Below are 23,276 nucleotides of genomic sequence, written 5' to 3' on the forward strand. Positions count from 1 at the left end.
GCCATGGCCCAACAGCCGCCTATGCGCACCGATGGGACGGTGGCTTTTCTGCCGCACCGGCTGAATCGCCATCCCGTCGTGGTGCGCGGCTTGACCGCCGATGAACTGTGGATGTGCTGTGGCCTGTCGGCGCTGCTCGGCTTGCTGCTCGGCGGGCTGTTGGCGGTGCTGTTTGCGAGCATCGCGCTGGTGCCGACCAGCATCGTTGGCGGGATCGCGCTGGGGGTGTGGGTCGGTGGCGGTTTTCTGCGTCGGCAAAAGCGCGGCCGGCCAGAAACCTGGTTGTACCGCCATTTGCAATGGCGCCTGGCGTGCAACGCGCCGTTGCTGGCCGGACCGCTTGGCGCAAAGTCACTGATTACCTGGAGCGGCCACTGGAGCAACCACAGGAGCGTGCAATGAGCCGGTTCAGGAATGAAGTCACCCATCTGCAAGGGCATATCCGCAGCCTGCGCCTGGGCCTGGGCGCATTGCTGTTGCTCGCCCTCATGTTGGGCGGCGGTTGGTGGCATGCGCCGCGCGACCTGACCATCCATGTCCCACCGGACCTGCGTACCGGCAGCAGCCGCCAGTGGTGGGACGTGCCGCCGGAGTCGGTGTACGTCTTCGCCTTCTACGTGTTCCAGCAACTCAACCGCTGGCCGGCCAATGGCGAGGACGACTATCCGCGCAACCTGTATGCGCTCGCGCCGTACCTGACCCCCGGTTGTCGCGCTTTTCTGCAAGCCGATTTTGAACACCGGCGCAATGCCGGCGAGTTGCGCCAGCGGGTGCGTGGGGTGTATGAAATTCCCGGGCGCGGCTACGCCGACAACCCCAGCTTGCGTACTCGCATCGTGTCGAACAGCGACTGGCTGGTGACTCTGGACCTGAGTGCCGATGAGTACCACGGGGCCGAGCAGGTCAAACGCGCACTGGTGCGCTATGCGCTGAAGGTGGTGCGCGCGGATGTGGACCCCGCGCGCAACCCATTCGGGTTGATGCTCGATTGCTATGCCAGCGCCCCGCAACGCATCAGCCTGCCCAGCCCCGAGGCACCGGCCCGAGGCACTCGCCGCCAAGGAGATGGCCCATGACCGCGCGTCTGTTGCTCTACCTGGGCCTGCTGCTGACCTTCGGGCCAGCCGCAGGCGCCGTGGAAATTCTGCGCTGGGAACGGCTGCCGCTGGCGATCCCGCTGCTCGTCGGCCAAGAGCGGGTCGTGTTCGTCGAGCGCAACGTCCGCGTCGGCGTACCAACCAGCATCAGCGACCGCCTGCGTGTGCAGAGCGCTGGCGGCGCCGTGTATCTACGCGCCAGCGCGCCGATCGAGCCGACCCGTGTGCAGCTGCAATATATCGACAACGGCACCGTGCTGCTGCTGGACGTCGCGGCCACGCCAGCCAAGGCGGGGGATACGGCACTGGAGCCGCTACGCATCGTCGATACGCCGCGCACGCCCGCCCGTGTCGACCCAGGGCCCAGTCTGGCGCTGGATACGTCCGCCGCGCAGCGCCGAGACGGGCCCACGGCGCTGGTGCTGACGCGCTACGCCGCGCAGAGCCTCTACGCACCACTGCGCACCGTGGAGGCGCTGCCCGGCGTGAGCCGCGCCAACCTGCGCCGCGATTTGCGCCTCGATAGCCTGCTGCCCGGCTTGCCCGTGCAGGCGGTCGCGGTCGCGGCTTGGCGCTTGGACGACCTGTGGGTCACGGCGGTGCGCCTGAGCAACCACAGCCGCACGTGGCAGGAGCTGGACCCGCGTGCGCTGCAAGGCGACTTCCTCACCGCCACCTTCCAGCATGCCACCCTGGGGCCCCAAGGCCGCCCCGAGGACACCACCACGCTGTACCTGGTCACGCGTGGCCACGGCTTGGCCCAGGCGTTGCTGCCGGCCATACAACGCTTTGCCCCCGCGCCGCCGCAGCCGTCCGCCAGCACAACGGAGGCCGAGCATGCGCGCTAACGGCTTGCTCAAGTGGTTGATGGTTCCGGTGCTGCTGCTGGTGCTGTTTGTCGGCATTCGCCTGTTCTCCGCGCCGAGCTCGTCCGCGCGGCCCACGGCCGGGACCGACAGCCAATTGACTCGCGACGAAATGCAGGCGCTGGGCATCGAGGGCGACACGCCGCGCGACACCGTGGCGACCCTGGTGGCCCAAGTCAAGCAACTGCGTGGCGAACTGCACAACGCGGTGGCCGACAACCAGAGCCAGCGCAGCGAAAATCAACGCCTACGCCAGCGCGAAAGCGCCATTGATGAGCGCATCAACGCGGCGCTGGAAGCCGAGCGCGGCGGGCTGCGTCGCGAGCAGGAACAGTTGGCCAATGAACGCCAGCAAAGCAGCGGCCTGTTGCAGGAGCTGCAACAGCGCTTGGACGGCCTGGGCGGCTCCAACGTCGAGCTGCCGCTGGGCCTGGGCCTGCGCGAGGGTGATGAGCAGGGGCTGCCAGCCGATGGCGCCATTCGCTGGTTCGAGCCCAATGATGCGCCGCCCGCCGAGCCGCGCCAGCGTGGCAGGCTGGGCATGCCCAGCAGCTTTGGCCCGGCACAGCGGCCCCTGGACGCGAGCGCCGAGGCCCTAAGCAACCCAGGGCCGAAAGTCGAGCGCCGGGCCCTGGACGAAGCCCAGGTTACCCAGGCGGTTTACACCTTGCCGAGCAACTCGACGCTGATGGGCTCGGTGGCGATGACCGCGCTGATCGGTCGGGTGCCCATCGACGGCACGGTCAATGATCCGTATCCCTTCAAAGTGCTGGTGGGCCCTGACAACCTGACCGCCAACGGTATCGATCTGCCGGAGGTGGCGGGCGCGGTGTTCAGCGGCACTGCCTCCGGCGACTGGACCCTCTCCTGTGTGCGTGGTCAGGTGCGCAGCATCAGCTTTGTGTTCCATGACGGGACGATCCGCACCCTGCCGGAAGATCGCCAAGGCAACCAGGCCAACGACCCGCAGGGTGGGCTGGGGTGGATCAGCGACCCCCAGGGCGTGCCCTGCGTTACTGGCGAGCGGCGCAGCAATGCCCAGCAATACCTTGGCTCCCAAGCGCTGCTGACCGCGGCGGGCGCGGGCGTGGCGTCCTTTATCCAACCGGGGCAAAACGTCGCGGTGGTCAGCGGCAACGGCGGCGGCAGTGGCATCGGCACCGTGGGGATTTCTGGCAACGAAGCCATGAGCCGGATTCTCGCCGGCGGCGTACAACAAATGTCCGATTGGATGAACAAGCTCTACGGCCAAGCCTTTGCCGCCGTGTACGTCCAGCCTGGGGCCAAGGTCGCCATTCATCTGGAAAAACCACTGGCCATTGACTACGCCCCCAGCGGGCGCAAGGTCGACCACCGCCGAGGAGAACAGCATGCGTTGGAACTTGAGTAGCGCGCCGAAGGCGCTGCTGCTGGCGCTGGCCAGCGCCAGCCTGATCGGTTGCTCCACCGACAAAGACCAACTCCTGGGCCACGACGGCCGAACCATGCACGACATTTGGCAGGCCGAGGCGGGGGACGGTGGCCTGGCTCAGGTGGCGCGCCGCCAACTGCTCGATGCACGCCAGCAGTTGCGCCGACCGTTGCTGGAGGCTGAGCTACCGGGCGCAGCGGCTGAGCAAGCGCGCTATACCCGCACGGCGGCCAACGAAATCCAACAGCAGTTCCGACGCTTGCCCAACCCGGATTTGCTGATGTACGTGTTCCCCCATCTCGCCGGCAGCGATCCGCTGCCGGTGCCTGGCTACTCGACGGTGTTCCCGCTGTACCAGCGCGTGCAGTACGCGATGCCTGGCGAGCGCCTGGAGGACTACTGATGGCTTGGCGGTTGCCTTGGCACCCAACGCGCACGCCGTTGGGCAACACGCGCGGCGAAAGCGCCCCGGTTGATGGCTGGCAAGCCCACCTGGACCGCTTGCGCGCCGAAGGTATTGCGCCGCCTGGCCACGCGGACAAGACGCGGCAACCGGCGACCCGCGCCGACGAACAAGCCCTCTACCCAGTGCCGCCCTCGCTGGTCGAACTGCTGCCCTGGGTGGAGTTTTTGCCCGCCAACCAGTGCATGCTGCTCGAAGACGGGCGCTCGGTCGCCGCATTTTTCGAGCTGACCCCCTTGGGCACCGAGGGGCGCGAGGCGCATTGGCTGGCCCAGGCCCGCGATGCGTTGGAAAACGCCTTGCAAGACAGCTTCGATGAACTGGACGACAACCCCTGGGTATTGCAGCTCTACGCCCAGGATGAAAGCAGTTTCGCGCCTTACTTGGCGAGCCTGCGCGACTATGTGCAGCCGCGGGCCCAGGGCAGTGCCTTCACGGATTTCTACTTGCGCTATTTCGCCCACCACCTAGGCGCCATCGCCAAGCCTGGCGGGCTGTTCGAGGATACGGTGGTCACGCGTTTGCCCTGGCGCGGACAGAACCGCCGCGTGCGCATGGTGGTCTACCGGCGCGTCGCGGCCAGCGCTGGGCGCCGTGGGCAAACCCCGGAGCAAGCCCTGGCGGTGGTCTGCGAGCGCCTGTTGGGCGGGCTGGCCAATGCCGGGATTCAGGCCCAGCGTCTGGGCGCCGCGCAGATTCATGAGTGGTTGCTGCGCTGGTTCAATCCGCGCCCAACGCAGCTGGGGCCTACCGCAGAAGATAGGGAGCGGTTTTACCAGCTGTGCGCCTACCCGCAAACGCCCGAACCCGACGAGATCGAGTTGGCCAGCGGCCAGGATTTCAGCCAGCGCCTGTTCTTTGGGCAACCGCGCAGCGACGTGGCCCAGGGCCTCTGGTACTTCGATGGCATGCCCCATCGCGTGCTGGTCGCCGACCGGCTGCGCGCACCGCCGAACACCGGCCATCTCACGGGCGAGGTGCGCAAAGGCGACGCGATCAATAGCCTGTTCGATCAGATGCCACAAGACACCCTGATGTGCCTAACGTTGGTCGCCACCCCCCAGGACGTGCTGGAGGCCCATCTCAATCAGCTGGCGAAAAAGGCCGTGGGCGAAACCCTGGCTTCGCAGCAAACGCTGCATGACGTGCAGGAGGCGCGCTCGCTGATCGGCAGTGCGCACAAGCTCTACAGAGGCAGCCTGGTGTTCTATCTGCGCGCCGAGGATGAGCGCGAACTGGAGCGCCGGGGCTTGCAACTGGCCAATGTGCTGCTCAATGCCGGTGTGCAGCCGGTGCGCGAAGAGGCCGAGGTGGCGCCCCTCAACAGCTACCTGAGGTGGCTGCCGTGCGTGTACGACCCAGCCCAGGACCGCCGCCAGTGGTACACCCAACTGCTGTTTGCGCAACATGCGGCGAACTTGGCGCCGGTCTGGGGCCGCAGCCAGGGCACCGGCCATCCAGGCATCACCTTTTTCAACCGTGGCGGCGCGCCGATCACCTTCGATCCGTTGAACCGCCGCGATCGGCAAATGAATGCGCACTTGTTTCTGTTCGGCCCGACAGGCTCGGGCAAGTCCGCGACGCTGAACAACCTGCTCAACCAGATCACGGCGATCTATCGCCCGCGTTTGTTCATTGTCGAGGCGGGTAACTCCTTTGGTCTGTTTGGCGAGTTCGCTGCGAGTCTCGGGTTGACCGTCAACCGCGTCAAGCTCGCGCCAGGCGCGGGCGTCAGTCTGGCGCCGTTCGCGGATGCGCGCCGCTTGGTCGAGGCACCAGCCAGCGTACAGACCTTGGACGCCGATGCACTCGACGAGGGTGCGACCGCGCCGGAAGACACCCACGATGAGCAGCGCGACGTGCTCGGCGAACTGGAGATCACCGCACGGTTGATGATCACCGGCGGCGAGGACCGCGAAGAAGCACGCATGACCCGTGCCGATCGCTCGCTGATCCGCCAATGCCTTCTCGACGCCGCGCACGCCGCCGTGGGCCAGGAGCGCATCGTGCTGACCCGCGACGTGCGCGATGCGCTGCGCGCCCGCGGCGGCGATGCCAACCTGCCGGAAAGTCGGCGCGTGCGCCTGCTGGAAATGGCCGACGCAATGGACATGTTTTGCCAGGGCGCGGACGGCGAGATGTTCGATCGGCCCGGCTCGCCATGGCCCGAGTCCGACATCACGGTCGTCGACCTCGCCACCTACGCCCGCGAGGGCTACAACGCACAACTGTCGATTGCCTATATCTCGCTGATCAACACGGTCAACAACATCGCCGAGCGCGATCAATTCTTGGGCCGCCCGATCATCAACGTCACCGACGAGGGGCACATCGTCACCAAGAACCCGCTGCTCTCGCCCTATATCGTGAAGATCACCAAAATGTGGCGCAAGTTGGGCGCCTGGTTCTGGTTGGCCACGCAGAACGTCGATGACCTGCCCAAGGCCGCTGAGCCCATGCTCAACATGATCGAATGGTGGATTTGCCTGAGCATGCCGCCGGATGAGGTGGAAAAGATCGCGCGTTTTCGCGAACTGTCCCCGGCGCAGAAGGCATTGATGCTGTCCGCGCGCAAGGAGGCCGGCAAATTCACCGAAGGCGTGGTGCTGTCCAGGAACATGGAACTGTTGTTTCGCGCGGTCCCGCCTAGCTTGTACTTGGCCCTGGCGCAGACCGAGCCGGAAGAGAAGGCTGAGCGCTTCCAGCTGATGCAACAGCACGGCATCAGCGAACTGGCGGCGGCCTTCAAAGTTGCGCAAAAGATCGACCGCGCCCGTGGCATCCAGCCCCTGGCCGACCACCTCACTCTCCCTTAACCGCAGGCCCTGGGCATGACGCTAGCCGCTGTACCGCCGCATCGATCCGCCGCCCGCTGCCGAGGCTGGAGCCTCCTGGGCGCCGGCCTGCTGCTGTGCGTACTGCTGGCGACGGCCTTGGCCCTTGGGCCAAGGCCCGGTCGCCCGCCAACCGCAACCGCCAGCCAACCCACCAGCACCGACGGCGTCTCAGGCCCGCCGTGGCGCCTGGGCGCGGCGCACGCACGCTTCACCCTGCTGGTGTATGCCGACTTGGAGTGCCCCTTTTGCCAAACCTATGTGCCGCAGCTACACGCCTGGGCGCTGGCCCAACCTGACGTAGCGCTGCAATGGCAGCACGCGCCGCTGAGCGCCCACGAGCCCGCTGCGGGCGACGCCGCGCGCTGGGCCGAATGCGTGGGCGAACGCTTCGGCCCGCAGGGGTTCTGGGCGGCGGTGCTCTGGGTTTATCAACACAGCCGCGGCAGCGGCCAGGGCCTGCCGACGGGCCTCAGCCACCCGGAATTCGACGGTGCGGCGACCGGTGCCTGTTTGGCAAGCCAGCGGCCTGCCGCAACCGTACGCGAGCAGGCCGAACAGGCGCGTGCCGCGGGCGTGCTGGGCACGCCCACGGTGCGTCTGGTCGATACCCAGACAGGCCGGGCGCTGAGCCTGACTGGCCCAGTGCATGGGGACGCACTGGCGTCGGCGTTGGATTGGCTGGTCACGCCCGCCAGCGATGGGGCCGATGAATTGTCCGCCGAGGTCATCGGCGACATGCCCAGGTAGCCAGCGGTCATCAAGGCTACGACGCGGTTTTGGCCGCGTTGACCGTGGGTTCGCCAAGCATCCCTGGCGCGAACGACCACCCCGTCCGGGGTGGTGGATGCACCCCTTGTCTCAACCCGCCGGTCCACCCTGCGGGGTGGTGGCGTCCTTTTCTTTGGAGGTTTCCCATGCTTGGCTCATCCGTAGTCCGTGGCTGCCACACCCCCGTTGCGCGGAGCACGGTCATCCCGACCGACGACGACTTAATCATCCAGCAGGCCATTGCGATCCTCGAACACCGACTGTTTCAACGTGGCCCTCGGTTGAGCGGTCCCAAGGATGTGTGTGCCTTTTTGCGCCTGCAACTGGTCGCACAGGAGCACGAGGTGTTTGCCGCCGTGTTTTTGGATAGCCAGCATCAGGTGTTGGCCTATGAGCGCCTGTTCCAGGGCTCCATCGACATCACCACGGTCTATCCACGGGTCATCCTCAAGCGTGCGCTGGAGCATGGCGCCAGCGCCGTGGTGCTGTGTCACAACCATCCCTCGGGGGACACCCAGCCCAGCGCCGCCGACCGGCGCCTCACCGAGCACGTGCAGACCGTACTCCAGCTCATCGAGGTGCGCTTGCTGGATCACCTCATCATCGGCAAGGGCCAGCCTTATTCCTTCGCCGAGTCCGGCTTGATCTGAGCGAGCGGGCTCCATTCAAGCCAGTAATCCGCCCGAAGCCGTCGAGTGCCCCGCACTCGACGGCTTCGAATTTTCATTGCGATTTAAGGGTTTTTCGCCGGCTGCGCGTGAATGGCATCGTAGATGGCTTGGGCAATTTTCGGGCTGCGTAGATAGGCCACGATGTCATGCCGATTGTCTTTATTGTCGATCACCTCCGTTATATCTTCGACACCGTCGAAGCCGATGGATTTCTTGACAATCGCTTTACCCAAGGTGATGAAGTCCTCTTTGTTGCGCCCATTGATCCAGCGCTGTATCGGGGGCGTGGGGAGCGTGCCGCGCTTAGGCAGAATTGGGCGGAAAATCGCCACGCTCAAGGGCGAGCCCAGGGTCACGAACAGGGGAAATTTGTAGTTTGCCAAAGATTCGCTGGCCAAGAGCCGATAGCTCACCACCGAGCCTAGGGAATGGCCGATGACGATCGCGGAATCGAATTTATCCTCCAGCACTTGCTCTTTTACCTTGGCATCGATTTTCGCTGCCAATGCTGGATCGCCGATATAAACCGAGGCTTGTTTAAGAAACAGTTTGGCAATGTACTTGCCCTTGGTGGGCAGCAAGCGTTCCAACACATTGGCGAATGCGATGACCCAGCCTTCATGCGGCACGCCTTGCGCTACGGCCTGCAAGGGTAAGCCTTCTTCCGCAGCGGCAGCTTGTAGTTCCTCTTCAGTGATGCCGGCTTCTTCAGCATAGGTACGCAAAAATTCAATAGCCAAACCCGAGGAAACTTGCCCATCGCCCATTTCCACCACGGCATTGCCTTGGGTGCTGGCTTGCGCGAGAGTATCCGCGTAATACGCCGTGTGTACAGTGAAAGATTTTTTCGGGGTAAGCCCCAGGTCTTGCCATCCCGCTTGGAGTGCCGTCATCCAGCGTGTTTCAATTTCCTTGACGGTGTAGGTTTCATTGTTGATTCCATGCACGAATACCAGTCTCATGATTAGGCTCCTTTAAAAGCTGCGGTAATGGCTGCGACGGCTTCTTTTCCAGTGAACGTAGTAATCGGCGAGGGTGCCAAATTATCAATAAATTCCCAACAGGTCTTATGAAACTGATGTGGACTATTTTGCATGTAAGACCAGCCTGCTCTGAGCATTGGGGTCAACCCTGCAACGGGTGAGGAAGCGACTTCGCGGGTGGCCTCGAATGTAAATCTAGGGGCATCGATGTAGGGAGGCTGCTGTGCTTCAACAGGTGGTATATCCACGAAAAAGCCGGTGTCTTTCTTGTTTAATGGCATCCCGCTCAGCATGGCAATATCAAACGGAATGGGTTGTCCATGCCAAACGTAATAAAATGCCATGCGCCGGATGTTATTAATATCCCCTGCTGCCTTGTATAGGTATGCGGCTATTATGCCGAGCATGGGGTCCAAGTGTTTCCTGTTGCGCATGGATTCAAGAATTTTTGCTGCATCGGCTGATTTTAAATAGCCTCTAGACAATCCCTTTAATGCTTCAACGGAACTCAAGCCTAGAGTCTCTCTAGGATTGTCAAAAACAGATTTCCAACTAAGAAATTCCAATCCTTCTATGCCTTGCGTATAGGTTCTCGGAAAACAAACGCAGAACGTCAAGGGCATCATGGGGATGAGGCTTATCGCGCTGCCATTGAAGTCCAGGCAAACAGTTGTACCATTTGGCGAAGCATTGTCCTTTGCTTCAACAAACGCCTTCGCTGTTCTGTCAGACATTGGCTTCATTGTTTCTCTTGGAACTCTTTGCCACTCTCTTTGCTGCGAATAGACACTGAATTCTTTTCCACCAATCAACACCAGAGCTGGATCGGGTATTTTGTACTTTAATTCACCGTAAATCTCATCAACTAATGCGCGCCGCCAATTGGATTGAGAGGATTTGAACCTCTCATTTTGACGTGCTTCAAATTTTTCTCGCTCTCTGAATTGTGCTAAAAATATTGCAGATTCGTACGAATGACTTTTCGATTTTTCGTTTTCTTTTTCAGGAAGATTAATACCATTATCAAAATAGTCTACGATTAATTCAGAGACACCCATATCAGGGAGTTGCACGTTCCCTGCTAGCTCTCCATAATCCGGCTCTGGTGTGAGATTGTCAAATGTTGCATAGATATGCTCCACAGGGCGGAAACCGGGATCGCATTGCGTGTTTTGTATACGATCAACAGTAAGTGCTACTCTAGGGACATGTTCCTCTAAGTAATCCGCCAGACTTTGACTGGTCACTACTTGCCGGTTTGATGCAAGTAAAATCTGATCTAGGTTTATACCTCGTGGTTCAGAAAGTGCCTCAAGCAAAATTGAGGAAAAAATCGGATATGCTGGTTTTCCGTCTTTGGCTGGCGCGATGAATGAGCTTGTCCCATTTTGGCATGAGAAAAAATTATCTTTCTGATGGTTTTTTGAATGTCCAGCAAGCGTATCCAAAACAGGGTCAGCTGCGCCAGTGATTGTTAGAGGCCCTCGGCATGCATCGCTAATAAATGCAATCTGCTTTGGTCCATAGGAGGATAATGCTTCGCGGAATGAGTTGACGCTTATCCGCTCCCTCGTTTGGTGAGGGCCAGGTGATAAAATTAAGTACTGATCTGGCCAAACCGCGAAACCATGTCCACAGAAGTACACAACAATCCGTTTTCTATCGAGCAGAAAGGAGGGGTCTGTTGTGCCATCGTCCTCGTCCGGCGTGAGAACGGATCGAATCAGATCAATTGTGACCGGATTTTCCCGGTCGCTAAATACTTTTACCTCATACGACTGTGCCGCCCATTCAGCTATTTTATCTACTGCCTCCAGTACGCCCGGAAGAGTCTCCATACCTTTGGGCTTATGCACTCCAATCGCAATAAATAATGGCTTACGCATCCGAAATCCCTCTCAATTAAAACGTTTCCAATGACGAGCAACGCAAGCCTTTCCCACTAGGCGAGCTCCCGCGGTCAAGCGCATCAGCCTGTGGTCGTAACATTCAGAAACCGCAGTCGATGATATCCGATTGTTTCTCGCGCCCGTGGGCGCGATGCGCTGCACTTGCGCAATCATCAACTTGCGGAGCGTCGACGTGCACACAGTCCATTGCACCTTTCAGGGCCAGACTTGGTGTTTTCCCTGGGCACTGGCCATCGCGCTATTTGCCAGCGGTGCAACCGCCACTGAGGTCTGGGTTGTCACCGATTCCCAGCACCCGGTCAGCGGCACCCGCACGCCACAGCGCCATATCGAGTTGGATGCGGCCCAGGCCATTGAGGCACAACTCTCCGCGCAACTGCCGAATGATCCGCAAGCCGCCGCCAAGCAGGTGCAACAGCGCCTCCAGCAAGGCGGCGATGGGCTGCAACAACGCTTGGCTCGGGCCTACCAAGACGTGACCGATGCTTGGCGTCTTGGCATCACCACGCTGCCGGCGGTGGTGGTGGATCAGCGCTATGTGGTCTATGGGCAAAGCAATCTCGACCAGGCGCTGGCGCGTATCGCGCGCCAGCGTAGGGAACAGCCATGATCCCACGAGCCCTACGCTTGGCCACGGCTGTCGTGCTGGGGTGTCAGGCCACCGCGAGTTTCGCCCTCAGCACCGCAACCCTGGTGGCCTCGACCGCCTCCACCGACTGCTTGGAATACCGGGTGACGGGCCTGTGCTACTGGCTGCAATGCACGCCCTTTGGCTGCAAGGTGCGCACCTCGGTCAAGGTTCGCCACTACGTGCCGGACGCGGTGGTTTCCAGCTATGCCACCACGGGCGCCAACCCCTGGGTCGAGGTGCGGGCCATGAGCCTGCCCAACCCCAGTGCCCTGGGCGGTAATGACGGCACCACCAATCAACCGAGCGAGAACACACTCGCCAAATTCAAGAACGCCGATGTGATCGGCCATCCGGGTGGCGCGGCCTTCAGCCAGTTCGCCAGCGCTTCTGGCTTCGCCTGCCAAGGCGCGGGCACGGCTTTTATGCCGTACTTGTTGAGCACGCTGGACACCCTGGCTTGGCGCTACAACGTGCCCGAGTTGCTGTACCCGGAAGCGCTGGTGCCGGGTATGCGCGAAATTGGCGCGCGCGGCAGCCTCAACCTGTGGGGCGCGGTCTACCCGCGTGGCGGCTTTCTGCACCAGGTGGATGACCACAAGGCGGCGGCGGTGGTGGCCCAGCGTGCCGGCGACATCGTCACGCGTCGGGGGCAGGTGCATGTCTACCAGCCCTTGCTGGCCAGCCCACGGCCGGGCTACTGGCCCGCGGGCGAGCTGAAGGAAAGCGCCGCCGCCACGGGCAAGTGGCAGGAGTTGACGCCGCGCTTGTCCACGTCGTGCGCGGTGTTCCCCAACAGCGGGGCCAGGCTCCAGGCCCAGCAAGGGGATTACGCCTGGGCGCTGTGGCGACCCTATAGCTGCTGCCAGCGGCGCGGGCAAACCTTTCTGGGCAGTACCGACTTCAACAACTGAGGGCCATGTGATGAATCCTCCCATTGTCAGGCGCCAACGCGCCCGTGCGTGGCTCAGCTGCGCGCTGCTGTGCGGCGCCGGCCTGGCGCACGCCGCCAGTGGTTTCCAACAGAGCGGCAGCGTGATCGGCGATGAGGTGCTGTACTCGATTGGCGGTGGCCAGGCCGTGTCGCTGGGTGGCGCGGCGGGCATGCAATCGATCGGGGTGGGCGTCGGTTGGAACAGCAATCTGATCTGCGGCGATATGAGCATCAGCACGACGGTCAAGAACCAGCTGAACGGCTTGACCAACGGTTTTCAGAACATCATGGGCAACGTGATCCAAAGCGCGACCAGCGCGGTCGCCTCGTTGCCAGCGCTGATCATTCAGCGCGCCGATCCTGGGCTGTACAACTTGCTGACCAATGGGGTGTTGCAAGCACGGCTGGACTTCGACCGCTCCAAGCTCACCTGCCGTGCCATGGCCACGCGCATGGCCGATATGGCCGGGGGACAGATGGGCTGGGCGCAACTGGCCGAGGGCATGGCTTTGCAAAAAGCCGTGTCCAGCACCGACGCGGTGTCGGCGGTGACCCAGGCCGAAAATCGCCGAGGCAATGACGGCGTGCCGTGGGTCGGTGGCGGCAATGCCGGTGGCAGCGGACAACGCTCAATCAAGGTGGTGGGCGACGTGACGCGGGCCGGCTACAACCTGGTGAACGGTCGCGGCGTTGCCGACAGCTCCACCATCTCGCGTGCCAACTGCGCAAGCCTGGCCTGCCAGACCTGGGCCTCGCCGCAAGCGGCCGCCGATTGGGCAACGCGGGTACTGGGCGAGCAAGAGCAACGCACCTGTGACGCCTGCGCCAAAACCCAGACCGTGCCGGGGGTTGGCCTGACGCCGCTGATCCAAGAAGAGTACGACGGCAAACTCAAAGTGCTGTTGGCGTTGATCAAAGGCACTCGCACCACCACCTTCGACAACTTGAACGAGGCCGGCAGCGCATCCTTGCCGATTACCCGTGGGGTGATCGAGGCGTTGCGCGATGAGCCGGACCAGAACATCCTGGCCCGGCGCTTGGCCTCCGAGGCCGCCTTGGCTTCGGTGCTGGAAAAAGCCTTGCTGCTCCAACGCACGCTGTTGACCGGCAAGAAGGAGCCGAACGTGGCGGCCAATCAGCTTGCCGTGCAGGCGGTGAACCAGGAGAGCGACGCCCTGGACCGGGAGATTCTCAACTTGAAAACCGAGCTGGAGCTACGCCGCGTGCTGGCCAGCAACTCACCGATGGCCATCATTCAGCGCCACGGCGCGCGCGCCGCGGGCTCGCGCGGGGTGTTCGAGGGCGACCCGGTGCCCGATCGCCTGCATCAACTTCAGCGGGGCAAACCATGAGTCGACCCGCGTCGTCTTCTCGCTGGCGCCGGCCTCTCGGCCTCGCGCTGCTCTGGACGCTGGCGTTGCTCGTCCTAGCGGGTTTGGCGAACGTCGCCGGCCTGTACCTGCTGGGCAGCCTCGACGCTTGGCGCCGCTGGCTACAAGCGGCCAGCCACTACTTGCTGGTCTGGCGCCTGTGTTTGTACGCCATGGCCGGCTATGGCTGGTGGCGCATGCGCCGCCAGTTGCTGGCGCGCGAGCCCGGTGCCGACGCTGGGCGCCGGCTGCTGCGGGCCGAGATCGGCGCCCTGGTGGCGATCGCTGCGTTGGAGATCAGCCTGCTGCGACAGGCCATGTAGCGGGGGAGTTGGCACATGACGCTGTTCACTACGGACTATCTGGAGTACTACCTGACGCTGGTGGGCTGGATCGTGCATAACGGCATCTGGGCGGTGCTGGTCGGCAGCGGCGCATTCGCCATTCCCTTCGTCGCCATTGCCCTTCAGGAGTGGCTGAAGGCCAAGGGCGAAGGCGCGGACGAAGGCAACAAGGGGGTGTTGTCCGCCGCGCGGATCGAAATCCGCGTGTATGTGGCGTTGGTGGTGGTGGTGTTCGCCGGCATTCCGTTGATCGACGTTGACCTCGATGTCCTACGCTTCGACGCAAGCCGTTCGCAACAGTGCCAAGTGCAGGTGGCGCAACCGAAAGAGACCGGCTGGAGTCAGTCGTTCAGCGTGCTCAACAATCAAAGCGCCAAGGTGCCGCTGTGGTGGGCGTTCATGCATGCCCTGTCGCGCTCGCTCACCGCGGCCTCGGTGGCGGCGATTCCCTGCGGCAGCGATTTGCGGCAAATGCGCATGGAGATCAATGCCACCCGCATCAATGACCCGGTGCTCGCCCAGGAGGTGGCGGATTTCAGTCGCGACTGCTACGGACCGGCGCGCGCCAAGTTGTTTATGCACCGCCCACCACTCGACGAAGCGCAGATGCATGACGTGACCTGGATCGGCTCGCGCTGGTTCGTCGAATCGGCCGGCTTTTATGACAGCTACCGCTCCAGCACCCCACGCGACGACTGGCCCTACCAAAGCAGCCGCGATGCCGGGCTGGCACAAGTGCCCAGCGGCGGTGGCTACCCGAACTGCAAGCAGTGGTGGACGGAGGGCGGCAAGGGCCTGCGCGCACGGCTACTCAACCAAGTCGAGCCCAGCCTGCTCAACCGGGTCGCCAGTTGGGCCGGCTTTATGAGCCGCGCCGAGGTGGACGATGGGGTGATCCGCGCCATTGCCGCGCCACGCCAGCAGAAGCTCAGCCAAGCCACGGTCTACACCGACTACGGCGGGCAGATCGACAAGACCCTGCCCAACATCGTCACGCGCGGCGCGAGCGACGTGGGCTTGGCCGTGGGCGCGGTGGCGGCGTTTCCCGCAATGGACGCCATGCGCCAAGCGCTGCCGATGGTGTTGAGCTTGCTGAAAATGGCGCTGGTCATCTGCATCCCGTTGGTGCTGGTGGTCGGCGCCTATGAGCTGAAAACCTTGGTGACCATCAGTGTGGTGCAGTTCGCGCTGTTCTTCGTCGATTTTTGGCTGCAACTCGCGCGCTGGATCGACAGCACGGTCCTCGATGCGTTGTACGGCTGGGGCTGGGGCTGGAATCGGCCGGTGACCAATTTCGACCTGACGCTTGGGTTGAACAATGCGTTTGGCGACCTGTTGCTCAACTATGTGCTGGGGGCGATGTTCATCGTGTTGCCTGGCCTGTGGGTGACGGCGCTGGGGTGGGCGGGCACCCGCGCTGGGCAAGTGGTTCAAGGCATGGCGGAAGGCAGCAAGGGCAGCGCTCAGGCTGGCGGCAAGGGCGCGAGCGGGCTGTCCGGCGGCAAGCTCAAATAGCCTGCTTGAGGCCAATGGCGGGGTCAGTCGTCGGTGTAGTTCACATCGCTCACGTCGTGGTACAGGTTAGGGTCATAGCCAGCGGTCTTGCGCGCTTGGTCGAGGTGGGTGAAGGGCCAGACATCGGCGTCCTGTGCGCCGCCCTGCATTGCGCCCCACGCAGCCAAAGCCAAGCCGGCCATCAGCAGCAGCGTTACCCAGAACGCCACGTACAACAGCACGCCCAGCACCAGCAGCTTCACGGCCCATAGCAATACGCTGGCGGCGCCTGCGGGTAGGCCCTTGGCACGCCACGCCAGCTTCCATCCACGTTCCCTGCGTTGGTAAGCTCGCCAGCCTCGGCCCAGCCAGTGCCCCAGGCGCCATGCGCGATGGGAGGGATGTACTCTGCTCATGGTCATCTCCTGTGCTGGGCGAGCGTTGCTACTCGCGTTGCTGCCAGCCTTGCTGGCTGGCGGCGATCAAGCTGTCCCAATCATCGGGCGGGTTGCCACGGCCCAACATCTTCTCGAACAGCGCATAGGGGTCGGATTGACTGCCCGCCGAGCGTAGGCTGTGCTCGTCGTTGATCCACGCATAGATGATGGTCTTGGACTTGGAGTCATAGCGGAAAAACAGACGATAGCGCCTGCCCAGCTTGGCCCGTCGCCAATGGCGGTACGCCGGCCCCAAGGTGTTGCCTTGGCGGAATTCGTCACGCCCTGGGTCGCTTGGCACCCCCTCTTGGATCAACTGCACCAAGGCCCGGAAGAACTTGACGTTGGCGTTGTTGGCGAACCCCTGCGGGTCGCGCTCTTGCGCCCGCAACACGGCAGCGCGCAGTTTCAGCATCTGCTCGATCAGGTTGTCATGAAACAGCAGTGTCCAGCCATGCCGTTGCATCAGAGCTCCACGTCCTCGTCGAAGTCGCCGTCCAGGCTGACCTTGTGCCCAGCGTGTTCAAGCATGCTACGCGCCAGTTCATCTGGCAAACCGCGAATGTTGCGACCTGCTTCGATATCGCGGGCCAACACGGTCAAAAATGCGGCAATCGCCGGGTCTTCGTGCTCGGCATCGGCGCGAGTGACAACCACTTCGCCGTCGCGCAGATCGAATGCCAGTTTGCTGCCGGTATCCACGCCCAGGGCTTGGCGGATGGCCTTGGGCAGGGTGACCTGGCCTTTGGAGGTCAGCGTGGCGATTTCGTGGATGGCGGACATGGCGGCACTCCTGATTGCAAGGCTTGCAGAGTAAGAAAATTTCCTTACATCGTCAAGGGTGCGCTGCATGGCGCCTGCACATCGGCAGACCTGCTCAATCGAGCAAAGGCTCTGGCGCCTAAAGGGCATGGGAAGGGGGCGAAGGGCAAAGGTCTTACCGAGAAAAGGAAAAGCCCGGCGCGTACTCCCTACCTTGCCGTCCAGCAGACTCGCTCGCCGCAAACCTGCGCCAGGGCTAGCACGCACGATTGATCGACTGGCGATCTTGAAAAAGGGGGGCTAAGGAATATGCCGTTTATTCAGTGCAGCGAATAGGGATACAGCGCATCAAAATCGACTTCCTTTATGCGCTCCAAAAGTAGATGAAACTCCTTATCGCCCTGCCAGAGTCGAATGAACAGTGCTGATTGACAAATAAGTGATTCAATCAACAACCTTTGCTCCAGTGCCGTTCCACAGTTCAAAACACCGGAAAGAATCAGTTCAAAGGCACGTTTGGCGTGTGGGCTGGTGCTGTTTTGATTATGCATACCATACTCCCTGGTTAGATAATCGCCACCTCATCGCTGGGGAAATTGGGGGTGGCGACCCGCAGGGGTGAGAAACCGGCAGAAGACACCCGGCCAAGCGCGAACGCTTGCCCTGCGGACCGCCATAGAGCGCTCCACAGTCTTCTGATCGGGTTCTCACACCCGGCGCCGATTAAGCGGCGCGTGCGCAGGATTGCATAAGGCACATGCTGGGGCAATCAAAAATTCAGCAGCCGCATATGGTCATGCGGGTGGGTAGCGGCCATCGAATCGGGCCACCACTCCTGACGCATTGATCCAAGCCAGCGTGACGCTTGGCGTCCATAAAGGACGAAGGAGGGGAACACCCCAAGAATAAAGCGACTGGCCACCGCAAGGTGTGCTGGGGTTCACATGTTCAAACTGTTTTTTGCTAAAAAGTCCGCTATTCCCGCCTTGCCACCTGAGCCGGCCGACCTTGACCACGGCCTGATCCCTGCCGAGACGGCCGCAACCTTGCTAGCTACGCCGCAGCGCAAGCGCTTGCTGGAACACATCTGGCAGCGTACTTCGCTGTCCCGCCAGCAATTCGCCGGGCTATACGGCGCCCCTCTGGAGCGCTACGCTGAGCTGGTGCAGCAGTTTCCCGCCTCGGAAAGCCACCACCACGCCTACCACGGCGGCATGCTCGACCATGGCCTAGAAATCGTCGCGTACGCGCTCAAGTTGCGTCAGTCACACTTGTTCCCGGTCGGCGCGACCGCAGAAGATCAAGCCGAGCAAGCCGAAGCCTGGACGGCCGCCGCCGCCTATGCCGCGCTGCTGCACGACATTGGCAAGCTGGCGGTCGATCTGCATGTTGAAGGTGCCGATGGCCACCTCTGGCACCCGTGGCACGGTCCACTGCGTCAGCCCTATCGATTCCGCTACCGTGAAGATCGCGAATACCGGCTACACGGTGCGGCAACGGGGCTCCTGTACACCCAACTGCTGGATCGCCAAATCCTCGACTGGCTATGCCGCTATCCGGCCCTGTGGGCATCTTTGCTCTACGTGTTGGCCGGGCAGTACGAGCATGCTGGGCTGCTGGGGGAACTGGTGGTGCAGGCCGACCGCGCCTCCGTGGCCCAGGCGTTGGGCGGTGACCCCACGCGCGCGCTGGCGGCGCCCAAGCAGGCGTTGCAGCGCAAACTGATCGATGGCCTGCGCCATTTGCTGAAGACGGAACTCAAGTTGAACCAGGCCGGCCCCTCGGACGGCTGGCTGACTCAAGACGCCCTGTGGCTGGTGAGCAAGACCGTGGCCGACAAGCTGCGCGCTCATCTGCTGGGCCAGGGGAGCGACGGTATCCCGTCGAGCAACACGACGCTGTTCAATGTGTTGCAAGACCACGGGATGGTGCAGCCCACGCCGGATGGCAAAGCCATCTGGCGCTGCACCATCGTCAGCGACGCCGGCTGGTCCCATGGCTTTACCCTGCTGAAGCTGTCGCCAGCATTGATTTGGGCGGCCGACGAGCGGCCCGAAGCCTTCAACGGGGTGGTCACTGTGGACACCGCTAGCGATCCAGTCGCTGAAGCGCCGATGGCCCAGCCCAGCCCGCTCGGCGCGCCTGTAGAAGAGCGCGCCGCATGGCCGTTGGTCACGGGGGAGCCTGGATCGCCGCCCAAGCCCGACCGAGCGCCTGATGCCCTGGTGGACGATCTACTGGCGATGTTTGAGCGGGCACCTGATCGGTTAGCGCAAGCGCCGTCGGAGCCTTGCTTGACGCCAGCGCCGCGCCCTCCGGTTGCCGAAGCCCAGGCCGCCGAGGGGGGTGAGCCCCATGCCGAGCCGTTTGTGGATGAGCACTTTGTGCAGTGGTTGGCCCTGGCCCTGCAAACGCGCCGGTTGATCCTCAACGATGCCAAGGCGTTGCTGCATACGGTGGCGGACACGCTGTTTTTGGTCAGCCCTGGGCTGTTCCAGCGCTATGCCCAAGAGCACCCGCACCTCGCCATGCAGGCTAAGCAGGAGCAGTTGGCGGACTGGCAATGGGTGCAAAAGCGCTTTGAGAAACTGCGCTTGCACCGCAAGCAGCCTAATGGCCTGAATATCTGGACCTGTGAAGTCACGGGTCCAAGGAAATCGCGGCGCGTGCATGGCTATCTGCTCGATGAGTCCAAAGCATTGGGCATCGAGCTGCCGGCCCACAACAATCCGTACTTGAGCCTCAAAGCCTGAACTGGCTTTGGGAAAAATCCGGGGTGGTCGAGGTTTGTGCGCAGACCCCGCCATCCACCGACAGCACTGCGCCAGTCACGTAGCGCGCCTCTTCAGAACATAGCCAGGTAATCGCTTGGGCAATGTCGTTCGCGGCCCCCAGACTGCGCATTGGCACATAGTTCGCCGGGCGCTGGATATCGCCGCCCGTGGCGCGCTCCAGGAGGGGCGTGAGGATCGGCCCCGGCGCCACCGCATTGACCCGGATGCCCAGGTGCGCCACTTCCAGGGCCGCCGCCTTGGTCGCCCCCACCACCGCATGTTTGGATGCGCAGTAAGCCGCCCAGCGGGTTTGCCCCGACAGGCCGTAGATCGACGCGACCGAGCAGATCAGCCCATGGCCCTGGCGCATCATTTGGCGCATTTCGTACTTCAGCGCATAGAGCAGTCCCAGGCTGTTGGTATCCATGACCCGCTTGAGCATTTCGTCGTCTTGATGCACCAGAAAATCGATCTCGCCCTCGATCCCCGCACAGTTGATGGCGATATCCAGGGCGCCGTCGCGCGCGGCCCACGCGATGGTCTGGGCCACTTGTTCGGGTTGGCGCACGTCGAGCGGCACCGTCTCGCAGCCCAAGCGCTGGCCAAGCTGGCTCAGCTGCGCGGCGTTGAGGTCGGCCACGCGGACCCGGTGGCCGGCCGCTTGCAGGCGCTCGGTGACCGCCAGGCCAATGCCGGACGCGCCGCCGATGACCAGGGCATTTTTTTCGCTTGAGGAGTTCATGGTTGGACCTTTCAGGTCAGGGTTGAGAACGCAGTAAGGGAGAGGGGTTGAGCTACTCGGCCACGAAGCCGGTGGCCTTGACGATCGGCGCCCAGCGCGCGAGGTCGCGCTGCAAATCGGCGGTGCAGGCCGTGGCATCCTTCCAGCCGGGTTCTTGCCCCAAGGCGCGCAACCCCTGCTGGAGTTGCTCGACCTGCAACGCTTCGCGCAGCGCCTGGGCGAGCTGCTGCACCAGTTCGCCGGAGGCCGCACGGGGCAGGAATACGGCCAGGTAGTCGGGCTCAATCTCAAGCGCGGCAAACCCCTGTTCGCCAAAGGTTGGCACGCCCGGCATAAACGGCGAACGTTGCTTGGCGACCACCGCCAGCACCCGCATGCGGGGGTCACGCAGATAGCCAAGCAAATCGGGCAAGGTGGTGCTGAGCGCGGGAACCTGCCCGCCGAGCAAGTCCTGGATCGCCGGGGCCGAACCACGATAGCCGACATGGGTCATCGGCAGGCCCACAGCGTTGGCGAACAAGCTGCCGATGAAGTGCGCCTGCGACCCGAGAGCTGGCGAGGCGTAGACCTGCCGCTCGCGCGCGCCCTTCAGCCAGCGCACGTAGTCGGCCAAAGACTGCACCGAGGCCGGTACGCCGGGGCCAATCGCCCAGGCATAGCCGAAGTTGCACAGCGTGCCCACCGGCGTCACGTCGTTGAGGCTGTAGTTCAGGCTCGGGTAGATATGCGGGTACACGGTGAACATCCCCGATGGGCACACCAGGTAGGTGCGACCATCCGGCGCGGCTTGCCGCAGCGCTTCGATCGCCAGACGACCGCCAGCGCCGGCGCGGTTCTCCACCGTTTGCACTTTGCCGAAGCGCCCCAGCATGCCATCGGCCACACGCCGACTGACAAGATCGACCGAGCCCCCCGCGGGAAAACCGGCCAGCACGCGCACGGCATCATTGGGTGATAGCGCGCGTGCTTGGGCACTGGCCAGGCTCAGGGCCAGCGAGCTGGCAATGCTTTGCAGCAATAGACGGCGGGTGAGCGACATAGCAAGGTCTCCTTTTTTCAGTGTGGGTCTGGGGTGATGGCGTCGTGCGCGGCGATAAAGCCGAAGGTCATACCCGGCCCCAGGGTGATGCCCGGACCGGGGTAAGCCCCGCCCATGATCGAAGCCATGTCGTTGCCCACTGCATAGAGGCCATCCACTGCCGTGCCTTCGGCGCGCAGCACGCGCGCTCGCGCATCGGTACGCAGCGTGGCGTAGGTGCCGAGGTCGCCGGGAACCAGGCGCACCGCGTAGTACGGTGGTGTGCGCAGCGGCCCGACGTTCGGGTTTGGCTGATGTTGTGGATCTCCGAGATAGCGGTTGTAGACGTTTTCGCCCTTGCCGAATTGCCGGTCGCGGCCCTCTATCGCGCCCAAGTTGTAGTGCTGCACCGTGTCGTCCAAGGCGGCGCCGTCGATACCCAAGCGGCGGGCCAGCTCGCCGAGGGTATTGGCTTGTTGCAGGTAGCCATTGCGCAGCCATTTGCGAATAGGGAACGGTGCGGGCTTCACCGCGCCCATGCCGTACTTGCGTAACGTCGGGTGATCACACAGCAAGAACGCTTCGGTCCCTGGCTCGGGTGAGAGTGAGAGCAGCGCAGCGATGAAGTCGTGGTAGGAGTTCGCTTCATTGACGAAGCGGTGGCCAGCGCGGGTGACGGCGATAAAGCCCGGTTTGGGGCGGTCGACAAAATGCACGAACAGCTCTGTGCCTCCATCGCCCTGGGGCACCAACGAAACCGGCGCCCAAGCGGCGGCGTGGGGGTAGTTGTCCTCCAATACGCCGCTTGCCTCGACGGCCAGGCGCATCCCCGCGCCGTCTATGCTGGCGGGCACCGGCGAATAGTGGCCAGGGGTCATGCGCTCGTGCGGATAAAGCAATTGGCGGCGGTTGGCGTCGTGGGAGAAACCACCGCAGGCCAGAATGACCCCGCGTTCTGCCAGCAGGGTCCCAGCTTGCCCCGCGACCCGCACCCCGCTGACCCGGCTGGCCTCCTGCACAAGCCCGGTCACCGGGGTGCTCACGCGAATGTCCACTCCAGCGGCCCGTGCGGCGCGGTACAGATGGGCGACCAGCGCGGTGCCGTTGACCAGCCGGGTGTTGGCGCCGTAGCGCAGCAGATCATGGCCGTAGCGCAACAGCCGCTGCACCACGTAGCTCGCCGAACGCCAGGAGCGGGTGGCGTTGTAGAAGTGGTGCAGGTCTTTGCCGGCCATCACGGGCAAGCCAAACAGGGTCATGGTCCGTAGAGGAGGGCGCAATAGCTTGCGGTCCGTACCCAGTTGTTTGGCGTCGAAGGGCGCCGCGCAAAGGCTGCGCGCCCCCGCGCTGCTGCCCGCAACCAGCGGGTGATAGTCCGGGAATTCGCCCAGGAGCAACTCGATGCCGACTTCGCGGGCCAAGTACTCCAGCATCCGTGGTCCATGGCGCAGAAACGCCTCAACCCGCGCCTCGTCGAAATAGGCGCCGCACTCGGCCTGTAGGTAGGCCCGCGCGTCCTCCAGGGAGTCGGCACGCCCCAGTTCGCGGGCCAAGTGGTTGTTGGGTATCCACATCCAGCCGCCCGACAGCGCCGTGGTCCCGCCGAGCACAGCGTCGCGCTCCAACAGGCAAACCTTGGCGCCCAGGCGCGCGGCGGTCAGCGCCGCGGTCAGGCCACTGGCGCCCGACCCGACAACGATCACATCGAATTTTTCAGCCGGATTGAACATGGGGCTCCTACGGTGAACACTGGGTTCACTGTAGGCA

General features: G+C 63.1%; 23 protein-coding genes. 14 read left to right on the top strand and 9 right to left on the bottom strand.

The annotated features are described in order from the left end of the window. The first annotated feature begins 3 nt into the window (after window positions 1-3). The 8 genes from L1Z78_RS12625 (at window position 4) to radC (ending at window position 8,092) form a co-directional block, all read left to right on the top strand. Entirely contained in the window at window positions 4-402 is a 399-nt protein-coding gene (locus L1Z78_RS12625; protein ID WP_234641827.1) for a TIGR03750 family conjugal transfer protein, read from the top strand. Continuing rightward, window positions 399-1,076, top strand: a complete 678-nt coding sequence (locus L1Z78_RS12630; RefSeq protein WP_234641828.1) for a PFL_4703 family integrating conjugative element protein — start codon at window positions 399-401, stop codon at window positions 1,074-1,076. The genes L1Z78_RS12625 and L1Z78_RS12630 overlap by 4 nt, the downstream gene beginning before the upstream one ends. Next, a complete protein-coding gene (locus L1Z78_RS12635; protein WP_234641829.1) occupies window positions 1,073-1,945 on the top strand; it encodes a TIGR03749 family integrating conjugative element protein in 873 nt (290 codons plus the stop codon). Before L1Z78_RS12630 ends, L1Z78_RS12635 begins: the two co-directional genes overlap by 4 nt. After that, the gene (locus tag L1Z78_RS12640; protein WP_234641830.1) at window positions 1,935-3,353 is read left to right on the top strand and encodes a TIGR03752 family integrating conjugative element protein; all 1,419 of its coding nucleotides are present in this window, start codon (window positions 1,935-1,937) and stop codon (window positions 3,351-3,353) included. Before L1Z78_RS12635 ends, L1Z78_RS12640 begins: the two co-directional genes overlap by 11 nt. Next, entirely contained in the window at window positions 3,334-3,777 is a 444-nt protein-coding gene (locus tag L1Z78_RS12645) for a TIGR03751 family conjugal transfer lipoprotein (protein WP_234641831.1), read from the top strand. Before L1Z78_RS12640 ends, L1Z78_RS12645 begins: the two co-directional genes overlap by 20 nt. After that, entirely contained in the window at window positions 3,777-6,653 is a 2,877-nt protein-coding gene (locus L1Z78_RS12650) for a conjugative transfer ATPase (RefSeq protein WP_326491977.1), read from the top strand. The genes L1Z78_RS12645 and L1Z78_RS12650 overlap by 1 nt, the downstream gene beginning before the upstream one ends. 15 nt (window positions 6,654-6,668) lie before the next feature. Then, entirely contained in the window at window positions 6,669-7,421 is a 753-nt protein-coding gene (locus L1Z78_RS12655; RefSeq protein ID WP_234641832.1) for a DsbA family protein, read from the top strand. Window positions 7,422-7,588: 167 nt separating this feature from the next. Continuing rightward, window positions 7,589-8,092 carry a RadC family protein gene (gene radC, locus L1Z78_RS12660; RefSeq protein ID WP_234641833.1) on the top strand — a complete coding sequence of 168 codons (504 nt, stop codon included), beginning with the start codon at window positions 7,589-7,591 and terminating at the stop codon, window positions 8,090-8,092. Between the two features lie 83 nt (window positions 8,093-8,175). Here radC and L1Z78_RS12665 read toward each other — a convergent pair whose 3' ends face one another. Next, window positions 8,176-9,075 (bottom strand): hypothetical protein, encoded by a 900-nt coding sequence (locus tag L1Z78_RS12665; RefSeq protein WP_234641834.1) that lies wholly within the window; start codon window positions 9,073-9,075, stop codon window positions 8,176-8,178. Between the two features lie 2 nt (window positions 9,076-9,077). Continuing rightward, window positions 9,078-10,982 (bottom strand): caspase family protein, encoded by a 1,905-nt coding sequence (locus L1Z78_RS12670; RefSeq protein ID WP_234641835.1) that lies wholly within the window; start codon window positions 10,980-10,982, stop codon window positions 9,078-9,080. A 130-nt stretch (window positions 10,983-11,112) separates the two neighbouring features. On the opposite strand from L1Z78_RS12670, the gene L1Z78_RS12675 reads away from it, so the two are divergent. The 5 genes from L1Z78_RS12675 to L1Z78_RS12695 all read left to right on the top strand — a co-directional run bounded on the left by L1Z78_RS12675 (window position 11,113) and on the right by L1Z78_RS12695 (window position 15,797). Then, on the top strand, window positions 11,113-11,616 hold the full coding sequence (locus L1Z78_RS12675; RefSeq protein WP_234641836.1) for a TIGR03757 family integrating conjugative element protein: 504 nt from the start codon (window positions 11,113-11,115) through the stop codon (window positions 11,614-11,616). After that, the gene (locus L1Z78_RS12680) at window positions 11,613-12,548 is read left to right on the top strand and encodes a TIGR03756 family integrating conjugative element protein (protein ID WP_234641837.1); all 936 of its coding nucleotides are present in this window, start codon (window positions 11,613-11,615) and stop codon (window positions 12,546-12,548) included. Before L1Z78_RS12675 ends, L1Z78_RS12680 begins: the two co-directional genes overlap by 4 nt. Window positions 12,549-12,558: 10 nt before the next feature. Continuing rightward, entirely contained in the window at window positions 12,559-13,920 is a 1,362-nt protein-coding gene (locus L1Z78_RS12685) for an integrating conjugative element protein (RefSeq protein ID WP_234641838.1), read from the top strand. A gap of 83 nt (window positions 13,921-14,003) precedes the next feature. Continuing rightward, window positions 14,004-14,261: a hypothetical protein gene (locus L1Z78_RS12690; protein WP_234641839.1), complete on the top strand. Its 258-nt coding sequence runs from the start codon at window positions 14,004-14,006 to the stop codon at window positions 14,259-14,261. Window positions 14,262-14,276: 15 nt separating this feature from the next. Next, a complete protein-coding gene (locus L1Z78_RS12695; protein WP_234641840.1) occupies window positions 14,277-15,797 on the top strand; it encodes a conjugal transfer protein TraG N-terminal domain-containing protein in 1,521 nt (506 codons plus the stop codon). A gap of 23 nt (window positions 15,798-15,820) precedes the next feature. Here L1Z78_RS12695 and L1Z78_RS12700 read toward each other — a convergent pair whose 3' ends face one another. The 4 genes from L1Z78_RS12700 to L1Z78_RS12715 form a co-directional block, all read right to left on the bottom strand. Further along, complete coding sequence (locus tag L1Z78_RS12700; RefSeq protein WP_234641841.1) at window positions 15,821-16,192, bottom strand: DUF3742 family protein; 372 nt, start codon at window positions 16,190-16,192, stop codon at window positions 15,821-15,823. Window positions 16,193-16,220: 28 nt separating this feature from the next. Continuing rightward, window positions 16,221-16,679: a type II toxin-antitoxin system YhaV family toxin gene (locus L1Z78_RS12705; protein ID WP_234641842.1), complete on the bottom strand. Its 459-nt coding sequence runs from the start codon at window positions 16,677-16,679 to the stop codon at window positions 16,221-16,223. Next, on the bottom strand, window positions 16,679-16,996 hold the full coding sequence (locus L1Z78_RS12710) for a type II toxin-antitoxin system PrlF family antitoxin (protein ID WP_234641843.1): 318 nt from the start codon (window positions 16,994-16,996) through the stop codon (window positions 16,679-16,681). Before L1Z78_RS12710 ends, L1Z78_RS12705 begins: the two co-directional genes overlap by 1 nt. A 299-nt stretch (window positions 16,997-17,295) precedes the next feature. Next, window positions 17,296-17,526: a hypothetical protein gene (locus L1Z78_RS12715; RefSeq protein ID WP_234641844.1), complete on the bottom strand. Its 231-nt coding sequence runs from the start codon at window positions 17,524-17,526 to the stop codon at window positions 17,296-17,298. 393 nt (window positions 17,527-17,919) lie between these two features. Between L1Z78_RS12715 and mobH the strand changes: the two genes are divergently transcribed. Further along, on the top strand, window positions 17,920-19,728 hold the full coding sequence (gene mobH, locus L1Z78_RS12720) for a MobH family relaxase (RefSeq protein ID WP_234641845.1): 1,809 nt from the start codon (window positions 17,920-17,922) through the stop codon (window positions 19,726-19,728). On the opposite strand, the gene L1Z78_RS12725 is transcribed toward mobH, so the two are convergent. Genes L1Z78_RS12725 through L1Z78_RS12735 form a run of 3 tightly spaced genes read right to left on the bottom strand, consistent with a single transcriptional unit; the run spans window position 19,718 to window position 23,239 of the window. Continuing rightward, on the bottom strand, window positions 19,718-20,491 hold the full coding sequence (locus L1Z78_RS12725) for an SDR family NAD(P)-dependent oxidoreductase (RefSeq protein WP_234641846.1): 774 nt from the start codon (window positions 20,489-20,491) through the stop codon (window positions 19,718-19,720). The genes mobH and L1Z78_RS12725 overlap by 11 nt on opposite strands. A 52-nt stretch (window positions 20,492-20,543) precedes the next feature. Then, window positions 20,544-21,530, bottom strand: a complete 987-nt coding sequence (locus tag L1Z78_RS12730; protein ID WP_234641847.1) for a tripartite tricarboxylate transporter substrate-binding protein — start codon at window positions 21,528-21,530, stop codon at window positions 20,544-20,546. Window positions 21,531-21,547: 17 nt separating this feature from the next. Then, window positions 21,548-23,239, bottom strand: coding sequence for an FAD-dependent oxidoreductase (locus L1Z78_RS12735; RefSeq protein WP_234641848.1), 1,692 nt, complete (start codon window positions 23,237-23,239; stop codon window positions 21,548-21,550). Window positions 23,240-23,276 lie beyond the last annotated feature (37 nt).

Origin of the sequence: Delftia tsuruhatensis, assembly GCF_903815225.1 — a bacterium.
Lineage (GTDB): Bacteria > Pseudomonadota > Gammaproteobacteria > Burkholderiales > Burkholderiaceae_C > Comamonas > Comamonas tsuruhatensis_A.

What these genes read in the sequence shown, in the direction of transcription:
- L1Z78_RS12635 (WP_234641829.1), top strand. Translation starts at nt 1,073, where the DNA reads ATGACCGCGCGTCTGTTGCTCTACCTGGGCCTGCTGCTGACCTTCGGG.
- L1Z78_RS12700 (WP_234641841.1), bottom strand. Translation starts at nt 16,192, where the DNA reads ATGAGCAGAGTACATCCCTCCCATCGCGCATGGCGCCTGGGGCACTGG.
- L1Z78_RS12665 (WP_234641834.1), bottom strand. Translation starts at nt 9,075, where the DNA reads ATGAGACTGGTATTCGTGCATGGAATCAACAATGAAACCTACACCGTC.
- L1Z78_RS12705 (WP_234641842.1), bottom strand. Translation starts at nt 16,679, where the DNA reads ATGCAACGGCATGGCTGGACACTGCTGTTTCATGACAACCTGATCGAG.
- radC (WP_234641833.1), top strand. Translation starts at nt 7,589, where the DNA reads ATGCTTGGCTCATCCGTAGTCCGTGGCTGCCACACCCCCGTTGCGCGG.
- L1Z78_RS12725 (WP_234641846.1), bottom strand. Translation starts at nt 20,491, where the DNA reads ATGAACTCCTCAAGCGAAAAAAATGCCCTGGTCATCGGCGGCGCGTCC.
- L1Z78_RS12640 (WP_234641830.1), top strand. Translation starts at nt 1,935, where the DNA reads ATGCGCGCTAACGGCTTGCTCAAGTGGTTGATGGTTCCGGTGCTGCTG.
- L1Z78_RS12680 (WP_234641837.1), top strand. Translation starts at nt 11,613, where the DNA reads ATGATCCCACGAGCCCTACGCTTGGCCACGGCTGTCGTGCTGGGGTGT.
- L1Z78_RS12695 (WP_234641840.1), top strand. Translation starts at nt 14,277, where the DNA reads ATGACGCTGTTCACTACGGACTATCTGGAGTACTACCTGACGCTGGTG.
- L1Z78_RS12650 (WP_326491977.1), top strand. Translation starts at nt 3,777, where the DNA reads ATGGCTTGGCGGTTGCCTTGGCACCCAACGCGCACGCCGTTGGGCAAC.
- L1Z78_RS12655 (WP_234641832.1), top strand. Translation starts at nt 6,669, where the DNA reads ATGACGCTAGCCGCTGTACCGCCGCATCGATCCGCCGCCCGCTGCCGA.
- L1Z78_RS12630 (WP_234641828.1), top strand. Translation starts at nt 399, where the DNA reads ATGAGCCGGTTCAGGAATGAAGTCACCCATCTGCAAGGGCATATCCGC.
- L1Z78_RS12715 (WP_234641844.1), bottom strand. Translation starts at nt 17,526, where the DNA reads ATGCATAATCAAAACAGCACCAGCCCACACGCCAAACGTGCCTTTGAA.
- L1Z78_RS12735 (WP_234641848.1), bottom strand. Translation starts at nt 23,239, where the DNA reads ATGTTCAATCCGGCTGAAAAATTCGATGTGATCGTTGTCGGGTCGGGC.
- mobH (WP_234641845.1), top strand. Translation starts at nt 17,920, where the DNA reads ATGTTCAAACTGTTTTTTGCTAAAAAGTCCGCTATTCCCGCCTTGCCA.
- L1Z78_RS12625 (WP_234641827.1), top strand. Translation starts at nt 4, where the DNA reads ATGGCCCAACAGCCGCCTATGCGCACCGATGGGACGGTGGCTTTTCTG.
- L1Z78_RS12685 (WP_234641838.1), top strand. Translation starts at nt 12,559, where the DNA reads ATGAATCCTCCCATTGTCAGGCGCCAACGCGCCCGTGCGTGGCTCAGC.
- L1Z78_RS12670 (WP_234641835.1), bottom strand. Translation starts at nt 10,982, where the DNA reads ATGCGTAAGCCATTATTTATTGCGATTGGAGTGCATAAGCCCAAAGGT.
- L1Z78_RS12645 (WP_234641831.1), top strand. Translation starts at nt 3,334, where the DNA reads ATGCGTTGGAACTTGAGTAGCGCGCCGAAGGCGCTGCTGCTGGCGCTG.
- L1Z78_RS12710 (WP_234641843.1), bottom strand. Translation starts at nt 16,996, where the DNA reads ATGTCCGCCATCCACGAAATCGCCACGCTGACCTCCAAAGGCCAGGTC.
- L1Z78_RS12730 (WP_234641847.1), bottom strand. Translation starts at nt 21,530, where the DNA reads ATGTCGCTCACCCGCCGTCTATTGCTGCAAAGCATTGCCAGCTCGCTG.